Source organism: Sulfolobus sp. A20 (assembly GCF_001719125.1).
Classification (GTDB): Archaea; Thermoproteota; Thermoprotei_A; order Sulfolobales; family Sulfolobaceae; genus Saccharolobus.
On record NZ_CP017006.1, the window covers coordinates 814933 to 834322 of the forward strand.

Sequence of the window (19390 nt, forward strand, 5' to 3'; positions counted from 1 at the left end):
GGGCATATATATTAACTTCTTAATATAAATCTATTTTCATGGAGATCACTGAGAAAGAAAAGGGTAAGGATTTTTCTACAAGGAATGCTAGAATGGATGATATTGATGAAATTATAAAGATAAATAGATTAACTTTGCCAGAAAATTATCCTTATTACTTCTTTGTAGAGCACTTAAAGGAGTATAATTTAGCATTTTTTGTGGCAGTTGCAGATGGCAAAGTTGTTGGATATATTATGCCTAGGATCGAATGGGGCTTTAGTAATTTGAGACAGTTGCCAGTTTTGGTGAGAAAGGGGCATGTTGTATCAATTGCAGTATTAGAAGAGTATAGAAGAAGGGGAATTGCAACAGCTTTGTTAAATGCTTCAATGCAGAGTATGAAAAATGATTATAAGGCTGAGGAAGTTTATTTAGAGGTTAGAGTGAGTAATGATCCAGCGATAGCGCTATATGAAAAACTAGGATTTAGTAAGGTGAAAGTTTTAAAAGCTTATTACGCAGATGGGGAAGATGCCTATCTGATGGCTAGACCTCTTTAAATTCATATCTCATTTCATTAACGTAATACTCTACGTAATGTCCGTTAATCAGGTTACCTATAGAAACAATTTTAGTTTTTCCTAATTCGAATTCACCTCGTATACTTGAATGTGCGTGGAATAGCAATAAGGGTTGATGTTTTTTGACTTTATTCATTATATCTTCAGAACCAATCGTTACGCCAAATATTTTTCCAGTGATAGAGCCTTTAGGTGGATAGTGTGTAACTACTACTTCACTGGAGAAATCTGATGAAATGTTTGATAATTTGGTGAAATATTTATTATTTTTTCTTAAATATTTCAATACTGATACATCCTCCATTTCTCCTAATATTCCGTAGAATTCACTCTTAATGTACTGCGGACATTCTACATCTCCTAGTCCTATAATTAGATCAGCGTCTAGATTATTAACGTAGTTTATAAGATCAATCGCACACGGAAAGCCTGCTATTAATGCTATTTTTCTTATTGTACCACTCATCTAGATAATATATAGCTAAGGCTGATGCTATAAGATCTGCTGTTGCCCCTGGATTTAGGTTATTAGAGGTTAAGAATTGATTGAATCTTTTCAACTCATCATCTGTTGGACATTCAGAGATAGTTCTGGCATACTTAGAAACTTTTAGTGCTATTAATGCACCATATTTCTTGAAGATTAGAGTATCAGGGTAATACGACAATAGCTTAATAAATGCCCTTTGAATGTCTTTCTCTAAACCACATAAGTTTTCTTTTATTATATTATATGCTTGGTAAGTTATTGAATAACCATTAAACATGTTATAAGCTACAATATCATAATCCTTTGAGATTTCTAATAATTTGTAAAATTTTATATTGTTGATTTTTCTATAATCTATTTCAATCATTTTACCTAGGTAGGTTAGGTTTAACTTAGTTAGTACTTGAAGAAAATATTTAGACTCGTTCTCTCCTAACTCCTTTATCATAATCATTAGTTGCTCTCTTAACTCTTTCACATTACTAACGCTAAGAGCTATATATGCTATTGGGGCTAAAAGTAAATAAGTGCCAAAAATTTGGTATTCAAATCCTAGTTTTCTAGCATCGTCAATTATTCTTGGTAAAGTATCATAGATTTCACTTCTTTTCCCTTCTTTTTTTCTAATACATAATTCTCTATAGTAATTTTCAGATAAGATTGAACTTTTAATTATATCTAAAAATTTTACATTCTTAATATCTTGAAATCTATTTGCATTACCCGGCTTAAATACATAAGCCTCCATTAGAGTGGATTGGCTTAAGATGAAGGCTATATCATTGCAAAGGCTTGACAAATCCTCTGACATCTCTATCACCTATTATTACTATTTTTTCATCCTCACACTTCATTAACATGCCTTCTACTAATACTCTTCTTCTATTTCCATATAACACATTAGAAAACACTCCCTCATAACTTACTATTTTAGAAGCTAGACCACTTTCGACAGTAGCTACAGAGGGATAAAATAATGCTTCACACCCCCCCGAAATTATTGCACTAAATGTAACCTTGCCTAATTTCTCACATACTTTTTCACAATACCTCCAAGGTTTGTCATCAGCAAAAAGTACTGAAATCCTTTTTCCTCTATAAATACCTCTCCTTTTATTACTGTAGAGTAAATCAGCGAAATCTATATTGTAATTGTTATTAGCACTGATTATCCAGTCTTGATCTCTTTCAAAACCATTAAAATTTTCAATAAAATCTAAAGATCTTTTACAGCCATAAATTATTATATCAATGTCAGAGTTCTCATGATAACTTCCTAAAAGTAGTGACCCGGTTATTCCCACGTTAGCGAGCCTTACATATCTTTCTATGAAATCTAATAAGGTGTATACTAAATCATCATTTATACTTCTTTTTATCAAGCGCCTTAGCTCCTCTTCGGGTTTTAGATGCTTATCAACTTCTGATTTAAATATTACGGGAAAATAAGCATCATAACAACTTTCAAAGATGAACTTCTGTTTTAATTTAATTAAGTTATGTACTCCATATTCCTTTAATACCCTTTCATAACCCTTCCACAAACCTTTTCCGGTGTAAACGTATTTCAGATAAGCGAAAATGTATCCTGGAGGGTTATAATTAGTTAATACTGTATACACGTTATTTTGCTTATCGATTACAATGTCTCTATCCAAGAAGTAACTTCTTTCCATTCATCTAACCTCACATAAGATATTGGAGTTCCAGAGCTTTCTAGCATTCCCTCTTCAAGGTATTTATATAGGCTACCACCAAAATAAGCATTAGCTATATATGCTGAACCAATAGCAGATTCCTTAAATTTAAAGTCATACTTATTACCAATATCCATTACGTCTTTTGAGGAACCCGAAACAATAATTGGTATATTATATTTATTTGAATACCACTCGGCTATCATCTTTACTAAGGTCAAATTATTGCCTATATTATATACTGTTGATTTAGTTATGCTGGAATATTTGTGTAAAAGATAAGCTATTTCTCCGTCTAAGCTATTCAAATATGTGCCACCATATCCATCAATTATTTTACCATTAAGTACTACGAGAACTGCACTAAATTTCCTGCCTAATTCTACTAGGACGAAGTCCTTAATTCTTAAGTATATCCTATAGAAGAATGCTGAAGCCACCTTATCAGCAGTCCCTTTATCTATAGCGTTTATCTTCTTCTCTAAAGGAATACTATTAAGTTCTATTGCTGAAGGTATAGTAAATGCATTAAACGTAGACAAGAATTGTTTCGAGGACACTAAGAATTCCCTTAAGGGTCCACGTGTAAAAGGGTCTTTTAGCGTAAGTAAGAAAATTTGTTTGTCACCAATATCTCTTATTCTTAGAAAGGGTAATCCATGACCAGAGGGTAAAGCTATAGCTGAGGGTTTATAATTCGCTATCAATTTAGATATTCTGAATGCATCTTTTTCTATTAAATCAGTAGGTATCTCAAAATAATTGATAAGCTCTCCTAACTCATTTACTACAGCTATTGCGTATGTTATACTCCCCGGATCAATTCCCACAAAGATCATCAGTGGCTGCCTCGCTATATCATTTTTCAATACGGCTTTTCCTCATCATCAATAATTTAAGGCTAAAAACATCTTCTTATCCAAGATTAATATTTTTAATGAGTCTCGAAATATAAGACTAACTTGCCTTCAAGTATCTTAAATGAGGCTTATAGTGAGCTTTGCCCTCTTCTGTATAATGATTCTGACCATATTAGCGTTTACGAATATTAGTAGTATTTGAAGAAAACGATATTAGATTATCTGCAATTTAAATTAGTATTGAAGTTAAACTTGTTTTCCAGGCATTAACCAATCTTCTCTATCGATAGACACGTTTTCATGATTAGACTTAACGCGTTATTAAATGATTATAAACACTTTTTGTCAATTACTACCTGCGGCGAAAAATAGACACGTTATAAATATGGTAATTGTATTATACGTGAGATTAAAGGGTGATATTACGTCTATAAACTGGAAACGATAAACTATGATTTAAAGGAAACTTACGTTGGACCTTTAGTTGACGTGATTGAAACTTATATCAAATTGAAAAACGGGAAATGGAATTGTGTGAAAACCTCACAGCGCCGGGGACGGGATTTGAACCCGTGCGGGGAAACCCCCACTGGCTCTCCAGGCCAGCCCCTTAGTCCGCTCGGGCACCCCGGCATAATAGAATAAAGCAAAAGCGTATAAAAAGATTATTTTTATATTAATTGGATCTCTATGTATACATCTTCTGGTACTCTTACTCTCATTATCTGTCTCATTACTCTTTCGTCAGCTGCTATATCTATCAATCTTTTATGAACTCTCATTTCCCACTTTTCCCACTTTTTCTTACCTTCACCATGTGGTAGTCTCATTACTGGGACCGCCATTTTACTTACTGGCAATGGAATTGGTCCTCTCATCTCAATACCTGTCTTCTCGACTATACTTTTTATTTGATTTACCACAAAGTTTAAGTCATCAACATTCGTGCTCCAAAGCCTTATTCTTGCTTTAGTTGGCATAAAATTCACCTATAATAAAAAAGTATTTTTTCACTTTATTTCCACTTTCGCAGGCTTTACCTCTGTAATTACTCCTACACCAACTGTTTTGCCCATGTCTCTTATTGCAAACCTTCCTAATGGTGGGAATTCATTGTATTTCTCAGCACATAGAGGCTTTATTGGTTTGAACTTAATTATAGCTACGTCTCCTTGCTTCAAGAACTGTGGGTTCTTCTCTGTTTCTTGACCAGTTCTAGGATCTAATTTTGAGACTAGTTCGGTGACTCTGCATGCTATACTGGCTGTGTGAATGTGAATTACTGGGGTATAACCGTTAGCTATAGCTGTTGGATGCCAGACTACTATTACTCTAGCTGTGAACTCGTCCACAACTGTTGGTGGGTTATTTGCATGACCTACTACATCTCCTCTCTTAATATCTTTCTTCTCTACACCTCTAACGTTAAATCCTATGTTATCACCTGGTTCAGCTTTTTCTAGCTTAGTATGATGAGTCTCTATCGATCTAACTTCACCAACCTTCCCAGCTGGCATGAATACTACTTTATCACCTACTTTTAATACACCACTCTCTATCCTTCCTACTGGTACTGTACCTACCCCAGATATCGAATAAACGTCTTGTATTGGTATTCTTAACGGCTTGTCAACTGGCTTTGGCGGTATTTCTAGCTGATCTAAATAATCTTCTAGAATTGGACCGTTATACCACTTCATATTTTCCGATCTGTGAGTAATGTTATCACCACTAGGTGCAACAACTGGAACAAATTTTACTTTATTCATATTGAATCCATAGCTTCTCATAAATTTGGTTACTTGATCTACAATCTCTTTGTAACGTTTTTCGTCATAAGGCGGTTCTGTCAAATCCATCTTATTTACTGCAACTATAATCTGATCTAGACCCATGGTTTTAGCTAAAATTATGTGTTCCCTTGTCTGTCCTTCTACACTCATACCTGCTTCATATTCACCTTTCTTTGCTGATACTACTAATATCGCAGCATCTGCTTGACTAGCTCCAGTTATCATGTTCTTTACGAAGTCTCTGTGTCCAGGAGCATCGATAATCGTAAAGAAGAATTTCTTAGTCTCGAACCTCATGAAAGTTAAGTTTATCGTTACACCTCTTTCTCTCTCTTCCTTTAGTCTATCTAATAAGAACGCGTACTTTTCTGTTTCCTTGCCTAATTTTTTAGCTGCTTCCTCAGCTTCTTTAACAGTTTTCTCGTCTATGAATCCTCTATCCATTAAGAGTCTTCCTACTAATGTGCTCTTTCCGTGATCTACGTGACCTATTACTATTAAGTTAAGGTGTGGCTTTTGAGACATCTACTAACACTCTCCTTATCGATATAGTAATAGAGTTAATAAAAGTTTACCTTGAACTTAAGGCAATTCTCTCAATTTCTTCTTTCCTTCTAATAGCGAAACTCTTAGGATCATTATTTGCTGCCGCAATTATTTCCTCAGCTAAAGCTTCTTCAATAGGCTTAGGATTGTTAAACGATGCTTCTTTAGCGCCTAATGCTATGTGTCTTAGTGCTAAATCTATTCTTCTTTGCGGAGCTACGTCTACCGCAACGTAATAAACTATACCACCGTACATTATTCGTGTAACTTCTTCCCTTGGGGCACTATTCTCTATCGCTTTTACAAGCACTTGTATTGGATTTTGCTTAGTCTTTAGATAAATAATGTCAAATGCTAATTTTACAATATTATACGCTAGATGTTTCTTACCCTTATTTCTGCCAGGTCTCATAATTTGATTTATTAACCTTTCTACGATAGGAACTCTCGCTTTACCAAACCTTCTATGTTCATGCCTGCCGCCAGTATGAGGTAAATAAACTGGCACTAATGATATATATTTCTTTAAACTAGGGTCCCTTATTTCGACTTTAGTATCCCACTTTCCAAATATCTTAATATCTAATCGTAAGTTATCCAATGACATTTGTTATACCCTCTTATTGGTATCTATGATCTGGATATTTAAATTTATGAGTGTATCTATATTTTATAGTGTGTGACCATGAGTTTATCAGCTAGAGATGAGGATTACATAAAGGTTAGTTCTATTGACGCATTCTTCATGCCGCTGCACGGCATTCCGACCATTGTATGCTATTTGGAGGATGGTAGACAGTTTTATCTCTTCAGTGTTCCTCCAGAGATAGTAATTGCAATAAATAAGAATAAGGGAAATAAAGAAGAGGAATTTGCTGACAAGAGAGAGAATATTTATGATATTATATCATTTATACCAGATATAATTGAAGACTTATCAAAACACGTAGAAAAAGTAACAATAGATGATATGATAAGAGAAACCGGAGTCTATGTAGCTACTGTAGAGCTAAAGTTTGATGGAGTAGTCATTCAAAAGAGAATGATACCAAGCCACGCAATATTTTTAGCCACAATAACTAATAAACCGATTTTCGTGAAGAAAGGCCTAGTAGATGAGCAAGAAAAGGAAAGTAGAGAAGGACAACAAAAATTGTAAATTATCTTACTGGCTTCTGCTTCTTGCCCTTGTATAATGCATCCAACGAAACTCCATTAACCATTATAACCTTATACCTAACGCCAGGTAAGTCACCCATAGACCTACCTAAAGTACCGCCTATACCAGCTATCATTACTTCATCATGCTCATCAATGAAGTTAACTCCACCGTCTCCTGGAACGAATGCCGTAACAACCCTACCATTCTTCACTAACTGTACTCTTACACATTTTCTTACTGCTGAATTAGGCTGTCTTGATTCTATACCCACTTTTTCTAATACTATCCCTCTAGCCATGGGAGCTCCTTCAAGTGGATTGTATTTTTCCTTTAAATTCAGTATTTTACTTCTATACTTTCTTTGACTTTTCTTAAACCTTAATCTCTTTAATCTCAGCTTCCTTGCTGAATATATACCCTTTGGAGACTTACTCTTACTCAACTTCCAATCACCTAAACTATAACTACATTATCAATATCCATATACCTCTTTAAAATTAGCTTTGCTCTAACAACGTTTCTACCATTTTTGCCTATGGCTAACCCCTTATCTTGAGGATCCACTGTTATATATACAGATTTTCTTGAGTTAGAATTAATTATTTTTATACTTTTAACCCTAGCTGGACTCATCAGATTTTTAACTAATTCCTCCAGATTATCACTATAAGCCACGATTTCTATATCTTTTCCTATAATTTTCCTTAACTTTTTAACATTTACTCCTCCCTTTCCTATTGCCATTCCCATATCTTTACCTTCTACAAGAAAAATGATCCTATTATTTTCATTATCTATAATGCAATCCCTAACTACAGCTTTCGTAACATCTTGAAATAAAGATATATATCTTATTTCTTCAGGTGTTAACTTTATTTCAGGCAAAAAATCACCCCTTCTTTGAAAGCTCTAAAATTCTAGAGTCCCCCTCTTCAATTATACCTATAGCCGAAATCATAAATGGTTTTCCACACACAGTGCCCAGATCCCATCCACTTCCGTTATACTCATATAATGGAATATTTGAAATTTTCGCATAATGCTTTATGTCTTCTTTTAAATCTCCTCTCAATGTAGAAGCTATTATAATCATCTTTAATTTGCCTATTTTAGTATATTTTAAAACTTTTCTAGACCCAAAGACTATTTTTCCTGTTTTTATTAAATTTTTAATTTCTCCTTCAAGGGTAACTTGTTGCTCTGACACTTTTTATCACCTTAATACCGGTTTCATCGTTAATTCAACTATCCCAGTACCTAGTTTAATTGGATGACCAATTATAATGTTTTCTACTACACCTTTAAATTCTTCTAAGTCTCCTCTAGCAGCTGCATCAAGGAGATGTTTTACTGTTACTTCAAACGCTGCCCTAGCTAAAACACTTCCTTTTTCTCCGGTAACTCCATGCCTACCTATCTGTCTTACAACACCAGTTCTGGTCATCACGTCTGCAACTAGCAGTATATGTCTATAGTCAACATCTAAACCTTGTTCAGATAGTACCTTACTAATCTCTCTTATTATCATTTCTCTAGCTGCCTCTATTCCAAACACTTCTTCCACTTCACGAATGTTGTTAGTCTCTATTTTAGAACTATCTACTCCCTTAACACCTAAGACTCCACTTAAATTAGATCCATCTGTTATAATTACGTATTCGTTTCCTTTCTTTTGGACAATCGCTCTTCTAATACCTTTAACACCTTTAATTTTTGTATTAAGGATCTTGTCTCTTATTCTAAATAAGGCAGAAACACTGTCTACACTGCTAAAACTTATTATTAAAACGCCATCTTCTTGTTCCTCAACGTTAAACTCTCCTAACTTTAGCTTACTTATTGCCTTCTTAACTTCCTCAATACTAATTCCCTTATCTCTTAACATCTCCTTATCTAATTGAATAACTATTGACATTGACGCTATATCTATACTGGTAGAAGCTACAACACTCTCAACTTTAGTAAATTCTATTTTTCTAGCTATCTCTAACGCCTTATCTCTATCATACTTATATTCATCTGTAAGGTAAATCGTCATCATAGGTGTAGACGGTACCTTCTTTGCGTCGACTATTTCTATTAATCTTGGAAGACCTAGAGTTACGTTAAGTTCCCTTATGCCAGCGAAGTGGAATGTCCTTAACGTCATCTGTGTACCAGGTTCTCCTATCGACTGAGCAGCTACAATACCTATTGGTTCACCAGGTTCCACTAAACCATTACTATATTCATTTATGGCTAACTCAAATATCTTGTCTATTTCGTCCCTGCTTATCAAAACATCTTTACTTACAATTAAATTTTTCAAGTCATTTACTACTTTTTGTGGAAGAATTGAGGAAGCTTTCTCTGCTTTCTCTTCCAGATATTGTTTATCTCTCTCGTCTATCATGTCTTCCACCCCACTACTCTTTCTAAAATTCTATTTGCATCAATAGACTTACCATGAGCTGAATACATTGGGAATACTCCATCATCACCATAAGCGGTTTGAATTACTTCGCCATAAAGACTTCTCACAGTACCATCATATTCCACTCTTAGATCAGATAAGGCATTAATTAACCTTCTCTGCATGTATCCACTCTGTGAAGTTCTCACTGCAGTATCAACTAGCCCTTCCCTACCTCCTGCTGCATGGAAGAATAACTCTATTGGATTCAGCCCGCTTCTAAATGAGGAGTAAATGAACCCCTTTGCTTCTGGAGAAATATCGTAGGGTTTAAAGTGTGGAAGTGTCCTAGTCGTATAACCTCTTCTAATCCTCTCTCCCCTTACAGATTGTTGCCCTAACATGGCAGCCATCTGGGTAATGTTTAACACGCTACCCCTAGCTCCAGTTCTAGCCATAACGTAAGCAAAATTAAATGGATCTAAATATTTGCTTGCAATATCACCTGCAGTACTCCTTAATTTATCTAAAGTATCCAAAATGTAATTCTCAAGGCTCTCTTCCAAAGTTCTACCCGGAATAGGTTCTAACTCTCCTTTCTTATACTTTTCTATGTAGTTATTAACCTCAACCTTGGCTTTATCTATCTCACTATATATCTCCTTCTTTATACTATCTTCTAAGGATACATCTTCAAGAGTCATAGTAAAGCCGTGCAATTCAATAAATCTTATGAATACTCTAAATAAGTTGTCCATTAACCATTTTCCATACTCTGGAGAATATTCCTTAATAAGCCAATGAAGTATACTTTCTGGCTGTTGATTTCCAATAGCTTTCTTATCAAATACTCCTTCTAATAGGATACCTTTCTTAATTACAACAAATGAGTCGTGTGGGCAATCCTCATTCTTACAGAGCCTTGGACCACTACTTACATTAGCCTGTCCATGAAAATTGAAGTCTTTAGGCAAGAAAATACTGACGACTTGTTTCCCAGTGTAATATTCTTTTGGTGCTAGAATAGCTGGTTCTCCTAAATCTACTTTAACATCAGCTACGCCTAAAATTTCTTGAGCTTCTTCCTTAGTTAATAGTGTTGTCTTAACTGTTAATAAGTAAGCTCCACTTATGTAATCTTGAGCTGCACCAATTATTGGACCACCGTATCTAGGGGTAATAATGTTCTTATGAACTAACATTATTTCCCTAGCTTCAGCTATTGCCTCCTCTGACTGGGGAACATGTAAGTTCATTTCATCTCCATCAAAATCAGCGTTATAGGGTGGACATACTAGCAAATTAAGCCTGAAAGTAAGACCTTTTAGTACTTTAACTCTATGAGCCATCATAGATATTCTATGTAGAGACGGCTGCCTATTAAAAAGCACAACGTCTCCATCAATCAAATGTCTCTCTACTATATAGCCAACAGATATGGTAGAAGATAACTCTTTCCTATCTTTAACATATCTAAGATCTATTCGTCTTCCATCTGGCCTTATCACATAGTTTGCTCCAGGCCACTTATCAGGTCCATTTATAATAATTTGTCTTAGTTTTTCTATATTCCAAGGTGTAACTCTTTCTGGAACTGTTAACGTTCTAGCTACTAACTCTGGCACTCCTACTTCATCAATACTAATATTAGGATCTGGCGAAATAACAGTTCTTGAAGAGAAATCGACTCTTTTACCAGATAGGTTTCCTCTAAATCTACCTTCCTTACCTTTTAATCTCTGTGCTAATGTCCTTAAAGGTCTACCGGATCTATGTTTAGATGGAGGTAAGCCGGGTATTTCGTTATCAAAATACGTTGATACATGATACTGTAGTAAATCCCATAAATCTTCTATTATTAATTGAGGTGCACCAGCATCAATACTTTCCTTTAACCTCTCATTTATCCTTACAATATCCACCAATTTATGAGTTAAGTCATCCTCAGCTCTTATACCACTCTCAATCATTATAGAAGGTCTTATTGTGATAGGAGGTACTGGTAATACAGTTAAAATCATCCATTCTGGTCTACTAGTCTTAGGATCATATCCCATAATTTCTACGTCAGTATCAGGAATTTTCTCTAATCTCTCTCTAATATCTGACGGGGATAGCTTCATTACACCTTCTTTTCTCTCTTCATAGAAATTATATGGCTTTTCCAATTTTATTTTATATTGCTTCTCACCACAGTGTGGACATTCTTGGGACTTAATGGCTGTTTTCTTTATATACTCTGTTAATCTTCTAGCTGCCGAAGGCCATCTTCTACGTATAGCATTATATATTCTTGAATATTTATCAATTTCCTCTTGCGATATTTTGAGCCGTCCACATCTCTTACAAGTAGCTCTTAAGAAATCATAGACGTGTTTTACAAAACCAACGTGTATTACAGGTCTAACTAACTCTATATGTCCAAAATGTCCTGGACAATTACCTAATGTATTCCCACAAGTGGGGCACTTTTGAGCTGGTTCTATTACACCTAATCTAGGATCCATTACGCTACCTTCTATTGGAGTTCCGTCTTCATCATACACGTCTGGTGTTATAATAGCCGTTACTGACATCTTCCTTATTTCGTCTGGTGACAATATTCCAAATTTTACTCCTTTTATAGCTTTTTCACTCATTATGATCACCCTTATTTATGATGACCTTATCCTCCAAAACTAATCTTGGTGAGATTATCATACTCATTAATTCTTGAATTAAAAGTTTAAATGCATAGGAGACTGTTACGGCATATAAGTTAGATCTGTCTCCATGTATAGGACACACATACTTATTCTTATTCCTATCATACCATCCAATATATCCGCATTGCTCACATACGTAAATTGTCGTCTTATCTGAGTTATCAAGTAACCTGTCCCTAATTAACATAGCTGTCCCAAAACCTATTAAGCAATCCCTCTCCATCTCACCAAACCTAAGGCCGCCTTCTCTAGCTCTTCCCTCAGTTGGTTGTCTAGTTAGTATTTGCACTGGACCTCTAGCTCTAGCATGTATTTTATCAGCTACCATATGATGCAGTTTTTGGTAGTAAACTACACCAAAATATATCCTAGATAACAATTTCTGCCCAGTTCTCCCATCATATACAACTTCTGTTGAATCTGGCAAATATCCATATTTTATGAGCTCTTTTTGCAATGATTCTATTGGAGTCTTGTAGAATGGCGTTGCATCAACTACTTTGCCAGATAAGGAAGCATATTTCCCAGCTATACCTTCCATGATTTGTCCTAACGTCATTCTGGAAGGCAATGCATGTGGATTAAGAATTACATCTGGAACAACACCTTTAGTAGTATACGGCATATCAGCTTGAGGTATTAACATCCCTATGACTCCTTTTTGCCCATGCCTGCTAGCAAACTTATCACCAATATTAGGTATTCTAAGATCTCTAACTCTTACTTTAACCAATTTATTACCCTCAGCTGTTTCAGTCACTAAAACTAAATCAACTACTCCCATCTCTCCGTGTCTAGTAACTATTGAAGTGTCACGCTTTGCTTGTTCTGGTGACAACTCTTTAAATTCCTGCAGAAACCTAGGCGGGCTTACTTTACCTATTAATACATCTCCTCCTTTTACCTCAACCTCAGGAGATACAATCCCGTTATCTTCAAGGAGTCTATAATATTCTTTCCCTTTATAACCCCTTACTCCAGCTTCTGGCATTATTATTTTGTCCTCCTGCCCACCTGGATATTTTACTTCTTCAGTAGAATAAAGTCTAAAGAATGTTGACCTATACATTCCTCTATCTATAGAAGACTTATTCATTATTATTGCATCCTCCATATTATAACCAGTATATGACATTATTGCCAATATCGCATTATTTCCAGCAGGTCTACTAGTATATCCTATAGGCTCTAAGGCTCTAGTTTGTACTAGTGGTTTCTGAGGATAATGTAATAAATGTGCCCTAGTATCAGTACGCAATTGATAGTTAGCTGCGTATAGCCCTAAAGCTTGTTTAGCCATAGCTGATTGATAGGTATTTCTCGGTGACTGGTTATGCTCTGGATAAGGTATTATAGAAGCTGTTATACCTAATATGGCAGGAGGCCATATTTCAAGATGAGTATGTTCTGCAGTGATATCTTTGGGTTCTAACGCTACGTACGCATTTTCCTCTTCTTGTGCATCTAGATATTCTATTTTACCTTGCTTAACTAAATCATCAAATTGAATTTCACCTTTTCTTAATCTCTCAATATCCTCCTTTTGTACTAAGGGTTTCCCATTAGATAATATTATAAGTGGTCTTCTAACTCTGCCGGAGTCACAATTAACATATACCTCATTTATAAACTCTGTTGACATATGGGCAACATTTACTTCGTCACTGATCTCTCCTTTTCTCCTTATTTCTCTAATTTTATTTGCTATTTCACTACCATCTGGATAATAGCCTATTAGTCTTCCATTCAATATAACCTTACTCCAATTCAAATACTTATTCTGATCTTCTCCACCTTCAGTCACCCTCCTTATAACCTCTTCTAACTGAATTACCCCAAGTTCATATAACATCTTCTCTACTACCCTCTCATTAACTCCAACAGATATCTGAGCCATTAAGGCTAAGTTTTTAACTAAACCACTATTAGGACCTTCAGGGGTTTCAAATGGACACATTCTTCCCCATTGTGTACCATGCAAATCTCTAGCTTCAAAGTTTGGCTGTCCCCTAGCTAATGAGGATATTACTCTTCTTAAATGGCTTAACATTGAAAGCCAATTAGTTCTATCTAATAACTGACTTACTCCAGTTCTTCCGCCTACCCAATTCCCAGTAGCCAACGCATGCCTAATTCTCTCACTTATAATATCTGGTCTAACTAAGGCTTTTAGACTAAGCTTCCTTCCTCTAACCTTAGATTTTTCGAGCTGATATGTTAGATCTTTAACGAAGGCTTTAAACGCTACCCTAAACAAGCTTGCGAATAGATCTCCTGCTAGCCTCAATCTTTTATTTGCATAATGATCTTTATCATCAGCATCTCTCCTTCCAAGATACAATTCAATAACTTTAGAGACTGCGTAAGCCAGATAGTAGGCTTTCTTTTTTCTATCATCTGGAGAAGTACCTAAATGTGGAAGGAAATATTTATCAATAATTTGCTGTGCTTTTTCAATTCTGTTTTCCCTCTTCTGACCTATAGCAATTCTATTGCCTATAAAGTCTAGAGCATCGTCTGTTGTAGCTATTGAACTAGCTTGATCAATAGACGGAAACAACTCGTTTTGAATTTCTGGATCTAAAGACACGGCGTAGACAATGTCTCTATCTGTTATTAATCCCAACGCTCTCATCATTATTACAAACGGTATCCTGCCAGGCACAGCAGGGAACGAAACATGAAAAGTTCCATCTTTAAGTCTTTCAATGGTTACAGGAACCCTATAGCCCGCCGTACTCGATATTATTTTTGCTGTATGTGTTATATTTGAGCCAGTCTTTCCTACATCAACGAGAACTCTATTTGGGGCTAGATCCTCTTGCGTTACAATCACACGTTCGGAACCATTAACTATAAAGTAACCTCCTGGATCTTTTGGATCTTCCCCTATTTCAATTAACTTGTCTAATGTATATTGTGAAATTGGATCAATTGAAGACTTAAGCATAATTGGTAAATCTCCAATGTAAACTTCCTCTGGTTCTGCTTCTATGTTGTTCTCAATAGGTATCATGGTAAGCCATAGAGGCGCAGCGTATGTCAAGTTTCTTAGCCTGGCTTCCATTGGCGTAATTTCCCTTTCTCCTCTATCTGCCTCCCTAACTCTAGGCCTACCTATTCTAATTTTACCGAGCTTTACTTTTAAACCGGGTATTTCTGTGGGTATTTCTCCCTGCTCATCAATTATTTCTTGAAGTTTATTTCTAACGAAATCATTATAAGAATCTAAATGTTGCCTAACTAGACCCTTACTTTTGAAATAGGCTTCGATAATAGACCATTTATCATTAATCTCTAGATAATCTGACATTATTACTCCTCCTCTCAGCTTATCCACTAATTACATACCTATAAGAGATGACTTCTCCGTAAATCGGACTTTTCTTAACTATCCTAATAATATCCCCTGGTCTAGCACCAATTGCTTTAACGACTGGATCAGAGGCTCTTATCCAACTTAATTGCTCGGGCTTTACACCTAATTCCTTTAATATCTTATAAGCTTCTTCAACGCTAAGTATTTCATGCTTAGGCACTAGATAATGGATTCTGGGATCTATCTTCTTACTAGTAGATGAACCTCTCATTATTAACCTATAATCACATACTGTTATAGCTATTAAGAGTTTTACTCTATATATTAAAAACCTTAAGACCTCGTATAATCACCGAAAAGACGTCATTTTTATAGATTAAGTATTTTATTCTTTATGACGCAATATACTGTTTTACCTTTACTCACTACACTATTCAAATCCAATAAACTAATTTACTTAGAAGTCTAAGCTGAGTATAGGTGATGCTTTATTAGTAATACTAAAAAACTTAGGCAGCCAATAGTAGTAGTATTAGGGCACGTAGACCATGGCAAAACAACTTTGCTTGACAAAATTAGAGGAACAGCAGTAGTAAAAAAAGAGCCAGGCGAGATGACACAAGAGGTAGGTGCTAGTTTCGTCCCTAGTTATATAATAGAGAAACTTGCTGAGCCACTTAAGAAAAAAATACCCATTAAGTTGCAAATACCCGGCTTATTATTTATAGATACGCCAGGACACGAGTACTTCTCTAATTTAAGAAGAAGAGGCGGAAGCGTTGCGGATATAGCGATATTAGTAGTTGATATAGTAGAAGGTATACAGAAGCAAACAATAGAGTCTATACAGATACTTAGAGACAGAAAAGTTCCATTTTTAGTAGCTGCAAATAAGATAGATAGAATACCGGGTTGGAAAGCAAACTACGACTTACCTTTTCTTGAAACTATTGAGCTGCAGAGAGCTGATGTAAAGGCTTATTTAGATAATTTAGTTTACAACTTAGTTTCAAAACTAGGAGAATTAGGCTTTAATGCAGACAGATATGACAGAATAAGAGATTTTACTAAAAATATTGCCATAGTACCGTTATCTGCAAAGACAGGTGAAGGAGTAGCTGACTTATTAGCGTTATTAGCTGGATTAACACAAAGGTATTTAGAGACTAAGTTAAGATTTGCTGAGGGACCAGCTAAGGGCGTTATTCTAGAGGTGAAAGAAGATCCGGGATTAGGACATACGATCGATGTTATAATATACGATGGTGTACTCAAGAGAAATGATATAATAGTTTTAGGTGGGATAAACGGTCCTATAATCACAAAAGTAAGAGGTATTTTTGTACCTAAACCGCTACAAGATATGAAGCTCTCTAAATATGATCTTTATCCTATAGACGAAGTGTACGCTGCAGCAGGGGTAAAAATATCAGCACCAGAACTTGATAACGCATTAGCTGGATCATCATTATATGTGGTAGAAAACCAGAATCAAATCGAGGAATATAAGAAACAGATCGAGGAAGAAATAAAAGAGATAAGGTTTTACAGCAGTGATACTGCAGGCATAGTTGTAAAAGCTGATAGTTTAGGTACGTTAGAAGCTATAATAAGTGCACTGAAACGAGAAGGTATACCAATTAGATTAGCAGATATAGGTCCTATAACGAAAAAAGATCTCATAGAAGCTAACATAGTAATGAATCAGGCTAGAGAATACGGAATAATTGCTGCCTTCAGAGTTAAGACTTTACCCAATATAGAAACTGGTAACGTTAAAATTATCTATAGTGATATAATATATCAGCTGATAGAAGATGTAAAGAAATATATAACTGATGTTAAGGAATCTGAAAAAAGAAAAACACTCGAGAACTTAATTTTACCCGGTAAGATAAAAATACTTCCCGGTTACGTGTTTAGACGTAGTGATCCAATCATTGTGGGAGTTGAAGTTTTAGGTGGGATAATTAAACCTAAATATCCTTTAATTAAAGAAGATGGAAAAAGAATAGGCGAAATTTTACAAATTCAGGATAACAAGAAGAGTGTAGATAGAGCATCGAAAGGCATGGAAGTAGCCATATCGATTAAGAGTAATGCGATGATAGGAAGGCAAGTAAATGAAGGGGACATGTTATATACTGATGTCCCGAAAGAGGACTTAGAGATCCTAGTCACACGTTATTCCAGTACTATAACTGATGATATGAAAGAAGTTATCAAAGATTTGATAAGAATAAAAAGAGCAGAGGATCCCCTATATGGGTTAGGTTTACAAATTTGATGAGTCAAAGAATATTGAAATCTCTCTTTTAGCCTTCTCCGGAGAATCTGATGCGTGAATAACGTTTTCCGACTTTGATAACGCCAAATCACCTCTTATCGTTCCTGGTGGGGCTTCTTTAGGATCAGTGTTTCCAATCATTCTTCTTATCACTTGTACTACATCTTCACCTTCTATAACCATACATACAACCGGTCCAGATGTAATATAGTTTATAAGATCGTTAAAGAATCCTTTTCCTTTGTGTTCCTCATACAATACCTCTGCTGTTTTCACATCCATTTTTACCATCTTTAGTGCAACTATTTTTAATCCTCTCTTTTCGAATCTACTAATTATCTCTCCTATTAATCCCCTTTTGACTCCATCTGGCTTTATCATGACAAACGTTCTCTCAACTACCACTTTCACTTCACCTTGAGATATTTTGTAGTCCATTTGAATTTTTTGGGATCTCTGTGATATTTTAACATAGATTTTCTACATTTACTTGAACAAAACCATAAAATTGTTCCGTCATTTTTTACAAACATTAATCCAGTGCCAGGTGGTATCTCGTGTCCACAGAAACTACACTGCCTAACTGTTGGCATCTTAAACCACAAAATAAAGAATATGGGTGAAGTATATAAGTGAATTGCTTTTATTATAATGTGGTGGTAAAATGAGTGAAAAACCTCAGCAAGTACAGAGTTCATCCATAATAGAAGAGTTTGGATTTCCAGCAGAAGTAATACAAATTTTGGATAGAACTGGAGTTACTGGAGAAGTTACACAAGTTAGAGTAAGAGTATTGGAAGGGAGAGATAAAGGTAGAATATTAACTAGAAATGTGAAAGGACCAGTAAGAGTAGGTGATATTTTAATATTAAGGGAGACCGAAAGAGAAGCTAGAAAGATAACAACTAAGAGGTAACTTAAACTAATGCCTATTTACGTTATAGATAAGCCAATAACACTTCACATTTTAACACAATTAAGAGATAAAAATACAGATCAAATTAACTTTAGGAAAAATCTTGTAAGATTAGGTAGAATTATAGGTTATGAAATAGCTAATACTTTAGATTATGACATAGTTGAAGTCGAAACTCCTTTAGGTATAAGAACAAAAGGTATAAACATTACTGACTTAAATAACATAGTAATTATTAATATACTAAGGGCTGCAGTACCATTCGTAGAAGGTTTGTTGAAGGCATTTCCGGCTGCAAGACAGGGAGTAGTAGGAGCTAGTAGAGCTGAGGTAGAATATGATAGTATACCGAAGGAAATGAGTATAACAATTTATTATAAGAAAATTCCAAAGATTAAATCACAAAAGGATAATGTGATAATAGCTGACCCTATGATAGCTACGGCAAGTACTATGTTAAAGGTTCTTAGCGAAATAGTAAATGAATCGCCTAAAAAGATATATATTGCCTCTGTAATAGTTTCAGAATATGGTGTATCAAGAATTCTTAGTAAATATCCATTTGTTAACATTTTCACTGTTAGCGTCGACCCAGAACTTAATAACAAAGCATTTATCTTGCCCGGGTTAGGTGATGCAGGAGACAGAGCATTTGGGTGA

General features: G+C 35.2%; 21 protein-coding genes, 1 tRNA gene and 1 pseudogene. 6 read left to right on the forward strand and 17 right to left on the reverse strand.

All coding sequences use genetic code 11. The features are described 5' to 3' along the window. The first annotated feature begins 38 nt into the window (after positions 1-38). The gene (rimI, locus tag BFU36_RS04485) at positions 39-542 is read left to right on the forward strand and encodes a ribosomal protein S18-alanine N-acetyltransferase (RefSeq protein WP_069282458.1); all 504 of its coding nucleotides are present in this window, start codon (positions 39-41) and stop codon (positions 540-542) included. Here the strand turns inward: rimI and BFU36_RS04490 are convergent. Genes BFU36_RS04490 through BFU36_RS04505 form a run of 4 tightly spaced genes read right to left on the reverse strand, consistent with a single transcriptional unit; the run spans position 529 to position 3589 of the window. Further along, positions 529-1029 (reverse strand): hypothetical protein, encoded by a 501-nt coding sequence (locus tag BFU36_RS04490; RefSeq protein ID WP_069282459.1) that lies wholly within the window; start codon positions 1027-1029, stop codon positions 529-531. The genes rimI and BFU36_RS04490 overlap by 14 nt on opposite strands. Then, the gene (locus BFU36_RS04495; protein ID WP_069282460.1) at positions 974-1864 is read right to left on the reverse strand and encodes a triphosphoribosyl-dephospho-CoA synthase; all 891 of its coding nucleotides are present in this window, start codon (positions 1862-1864) and stop codon (positions 974-976) included. The genes BFU36_RS04490 and BFU36_RS04495 overlap by 56 nt, the downstream gene beginning before the upstream one ends. Further along, positions 1833-2729, reverse strand: a complete 897-nt coding sequence (locus tag BFU36_RS04500) for a nucleotidyltransferase domain-containing protein (protein ID WP_069282461.1) — start codon at positions 2727-2729, stop codon at positions 1833-1835. Before BFU36_RS04500 ends, BFU36_RS04495 begins: the two co-directional genes overlap by 32 nt. Beyond that, complete coding sequence (locus BFU36_RS04505) at positions 2693-3589, reverse strand: DUF1464 family protein (RefSeq protein WP_069282462.1); 897 nt, start codon at positions 3587-3589, stop codon at positions 2693-2695. Before BFU36_RS04505 ends, BFU36_RS04500 begins: the two co-directional genes overlap by 37 nt. A 453-nt stretch (positions 3590-4042) precedes the next feature. Here BFU36_RS04505 and BFU36_RS14195 point away from each other — a divergent pair. Beyond that, a pseudogene (locus BFU36_RS14195) lies at positions 4043-4174 on the forward strand (putative integrase); the annotation flags it as partial. On the opposite strand, the gene BFU36_RS04510 reads toward BFU36_RS14195, so the two are convergent. From BFU36_RS04510 to BFU36_RS04525, 4 genes are all read right to left on the reverse strand, one after another. Further along, positions 4160-4243 (reverse strand) — tRNA-Ser (locus tag BFU36_RS04510). The pseudogene BFU36_RS14195 and the gene BFU36_RS04510 overlap by 15 nt on opposite strands. A gap of 38 nt (positions 4244-4281) precedes the next feature. Continuing rightward, complete coding sequence (rpsJ, locus tag BFU36_RS04515; RefSeq protein ID WP_069282463.1) at positions 4282-4590, reverse strand: 30S ribosomal protein S10; 309 nt, start codon at positions 4588-4590, stop codon at positions 4282-4284. Positions 4591-4620: 30 nt separating this feature from the next. Next, positions 4621-5928, reverse strand: a complete 1308-nt coding sequence (gene tuf, locus BFU36_RS04520) for a translation elongation factor EF-1 subunit alpha (RefSeq protein WP_069282464.1) — start codon at positions 5926-5928, stop codon at positions 4621-4623. Positions 5929-5974: 46 nt separating this feature from the next. Beyond that, positions 5975-6556, reverse strand: a complete 582-nt coding sequence (locus BFU36_RS04525; RefSeq protein ID WP_069282465.1) for a 30S ribosomal protein S7 — start codon at positions 6554-6556, stop codon at positions 5975-5977. Positions 6557-6634: 78 nt separating this feature from the next. On the opposite strand from BFU36_RS04525, the gene BFU36_RS04530 reads away from it, so the two are divergent. Further along, entirely contained in the window at positions 6635-7108 is a 474-nt protein-coding gene (locus BFU36_RS04530) for a bifunctional nuclease family protein (protein WP_069282466.1), read from the forward strand. A 1-nt stretch (position 7109) separates the two neighbouring features. Here BFU36_RS04530 and BFU36_RS04535 read toward each other — a convergent pair whose 3' ends face one another. Genes BFU36_RS04535 through BFU36_RS04565 form a run of 7 tightly spaced genes read right to left on the reverse strand, consistent with a single transcriptional unit; the run spans position 7110 to position 15798 of the window. Continuing rightward, positions 7110-7553 (reverse strand): 30S ribosomal protein S12, encoded by a 444-nt coding sequence (locus BFU36_RS04535; protein ID WP_069282467.1) that lies wholly within the window; start codon positions 7551-7553, stop codon positions 7110-7112. Between the two features lie 11 nt (positions 7554-7564). Continuing rightward, entirely contained in the window at positions 7565-7996 is a 432-nt protein-coding gene (locus tag BFU36_RS04540; RefSeq protein WP_069282468.1) for a NusA-like transcription termination signal-binding factor, read from the reverse strand. Between the two features lie 4 nt (positions 7997-8000). Further along, positions 8001-8318, reverse strand: coding sequence for a 50S ribosomal protein L30e (locus BFU36_RS04545; protein WP_069282469.1), 318 nt, complete (start codon positions 8316-8318; stop codon positions 8001-8003). Between the two features lie 6 nt (positions 8319-8324). Continuing rightward, positions 8325-9503, reverse strand: a complete 1179-nt coding sequence (rpoA2, locus tag BFU36_RS04550; RefSeq protein WP_069282470.1) for a DNA-directed RNA polymerase subunit A'' — start codon at positions 9501-9503, stop codon at positions 8325-8327. Further along, positions 9500-12142, reverse strand: a complete 2643-nt coding sequence (rpoA1, locus tag BFU36_RS04555) for a DNA-directed RNA polymerase subunit A' (RefSeq protein ID WP_069282471.1) — start codon at positions 12140-12142, stop codon at positions 9500-9502. The genes rpoA2 and rpoA1 overlap by 4 nt, the downstream gene beginning before the upstream one ends. Next, positions 12135-15521, reverse strand: coding sequence for a DNA-directed RNA polymerase subunit B (locus tag BFU36_RS04560; RefSeq protein WP_069284587.1), 3387 nt, complete (start codon positions 15519-15521; stop codon positions 12135-12137). The genes rpoA1 and BFU36_RS04560 overlap by 8 nt, the downstream gene beginning before the upstream one ends. Before the next feature lie 19 nt (positions 15522-15540). After that, positions 15541-15798, reverse strand: coding sequence for a DNA-directed RNA polymerase subunit H (locus BFU36_RS04565; RefSeq protein ID WP_069282472.1), 258 nt, complete (start codon positions 15796-15798; stop codon positions 15541-15543). Positions 15799-16017: 219 nt separating this feature from the next. On the opposite strand from BFU36_RS04565, the gene infB reads away from it, so the two are divergent. Beyond that, a complete protein-coding gene (gene infB, locus BFU36_RS04570; RefSeq protein WP_069282473.1) occupies positions 16018-17814 on the forward strand; it encodes a translation initiation factor IF-2 in 1797 nt (598 codons plus the stop codon). On the opposite strand, the gene ndk is transcribed toward infB, so the two are convergent. Both ndk and BFU36_RS13530 read right to left on the reverse strand, forming a co-directional pair. After that, a complete protein-coding gene (ndk, locus tag BFU36_RS04575; RefSeq protein ID WP_069284588.1) occupies positions 17803-18219 on the reverse strand; it encodes a nucleoside-diphosphate kinase in 417 nt (138 codons plus the stop codon). The two genes, infB and ndk, sit on opposite strands and share 12 nt — an antisense overlap. A gap of 2 nt (positions 18220-18221) precedes the next feature. Then, a complete protein-coding gene (locus BFU36_RS13530; protein ID WP_083216436.1) occupies positions 18222-18407 on the reverse strand; it encodes a 50S ribosomal protein L24e in 186 nt (61 codons plus the stop codon). Between the two features lie 71 nt (positions 18408-18478). Between BFU36_RS13530 and BFU36_RS04580 the strand changes: the two genes are divergently transcribed. After that, complete coding sequence (locus BFU36_RS04580) at positions 18479-18730, forward strand: 30S ribosomal protein S28e (protein WP_069282474.1); 252 nt, start codon at positions 18479-18481, stop codon at positions 18728-18730. 9 nt (positions 18731-18739) lie between these two features. Beyond that, on the forward strand, positions 18740-19390 hold the full coding sequence (upp, locus tag BFU36_RS04585; protein ID WP_069282475.1) for a uracil phosphoribosyltransferase: 651 nt from the start codon (positions 18740-18742) through the stop codon (positions 19388-19390).

Coding starts and splice junctions, on each gene's coding strand:
- rimI (WP_069282458.1), top strand. CDS start 39: ATGGAGATCACTGAGAAAGAAAAGGGTAAGGATTTTTCTACAAGGAAT.
- BFU36_RS04490 (WP_069282459.1), bottom strand. CDS start 1,029: ATGAGTGGTACAATAAGAAAAATAGCATTAATAGCAGGCTTTCCGTGT.
- BFU36_RS04495 (WP_069282460.1), bottom strand. CDS start 1,864: ATGTCAGAGGATTTGTCAAGCCTTTGCAATGATATAGCCTTCATCTTA.
- BFU36_RS04500 (WP_069282461.1), bottom strand. CDS start 2,729: ATGGAAAGAAGTTACTTCTTGGATAGAGACATTGTAATCGATAAGCAA.
- BFU36_RS04505 (WP_069282462.1), bottom strand. CDS start 3,589: ATGATCTTTGTGGGAATTGATCCGGGGAGTATAACATACGCAATAGCT.
- rpsJ (WP_069282463.1), bottom strand. CDS start 4,590: ATGCCAACTAAAGCAAGAATAAGGCTTTGGAGCACGAATGTTGATGAC.
- tuf (WP_069282464.1), bottom strand. CDS start 5,928: ATGTCTCAAAAGCCACACCTTAACTTAATAGTAATAGGTCACGTAGAT.
- BFU36_RS04525 (WP_069282465.1), bottom strand. CDS start 6,556: ATGTCATTGGATAACTTACGATTAGATATTAAGATATTTGGAAAGTGG.
- BFU36_RS04530 (WP_069282466.1), top strand. CDS start 6,635: ATGAGTTTATCAGCTAGAGATGAGGATTACATAAAGGTTAGTTCTATT.
- rpoA2 (WP_069282470.1), bottom strand. CDS start 9,503: ATGATAGACGAGAGAGATAAACAATATCTGGAAGAGAAAGCAGAGAAA.
- rpoA1 (WP_069282471.1), bottom strand. CDS start 12,142: ATGAGTGAAAAAGCTATAAAAGGAGTAAAATTTGGAATATTGTCACCA.
- BFU36_RS04560 (WP_069284587.1), bottom strand. CDS start 15,521: ATGTCAGATTATCTAGAGATTAATGATAAATGGTCTATTATCGAAGCC.
- BFU36_RS04565 (WP_069282472.1), bottom strand. CDS start 15,798: ATGAGAGGTTCATCTACTAGTAAGAAGATAGATCCCAGAATCCATTAT.
- BFU36_RS13530 (WP_083216436.1), bottom strand. CDS start 18,407: ATGCCAACAGTTAGGCAGTGTAGTTTCTGTGGACACGAGATACCACCT.
- BFU36_RS04580 (WP_069282474.1), top strand. CDS start 18,479: ATGAGTGAAAAACCTCAGCAAGTACAGAGTTCATCCATAATAGAAGAG.
- upp (WP_069282475.1), top strand. CDS start 18,740: ATGCCTATTTACGTTATAGATAAGCCAATAACACTTCACATTTTAACA.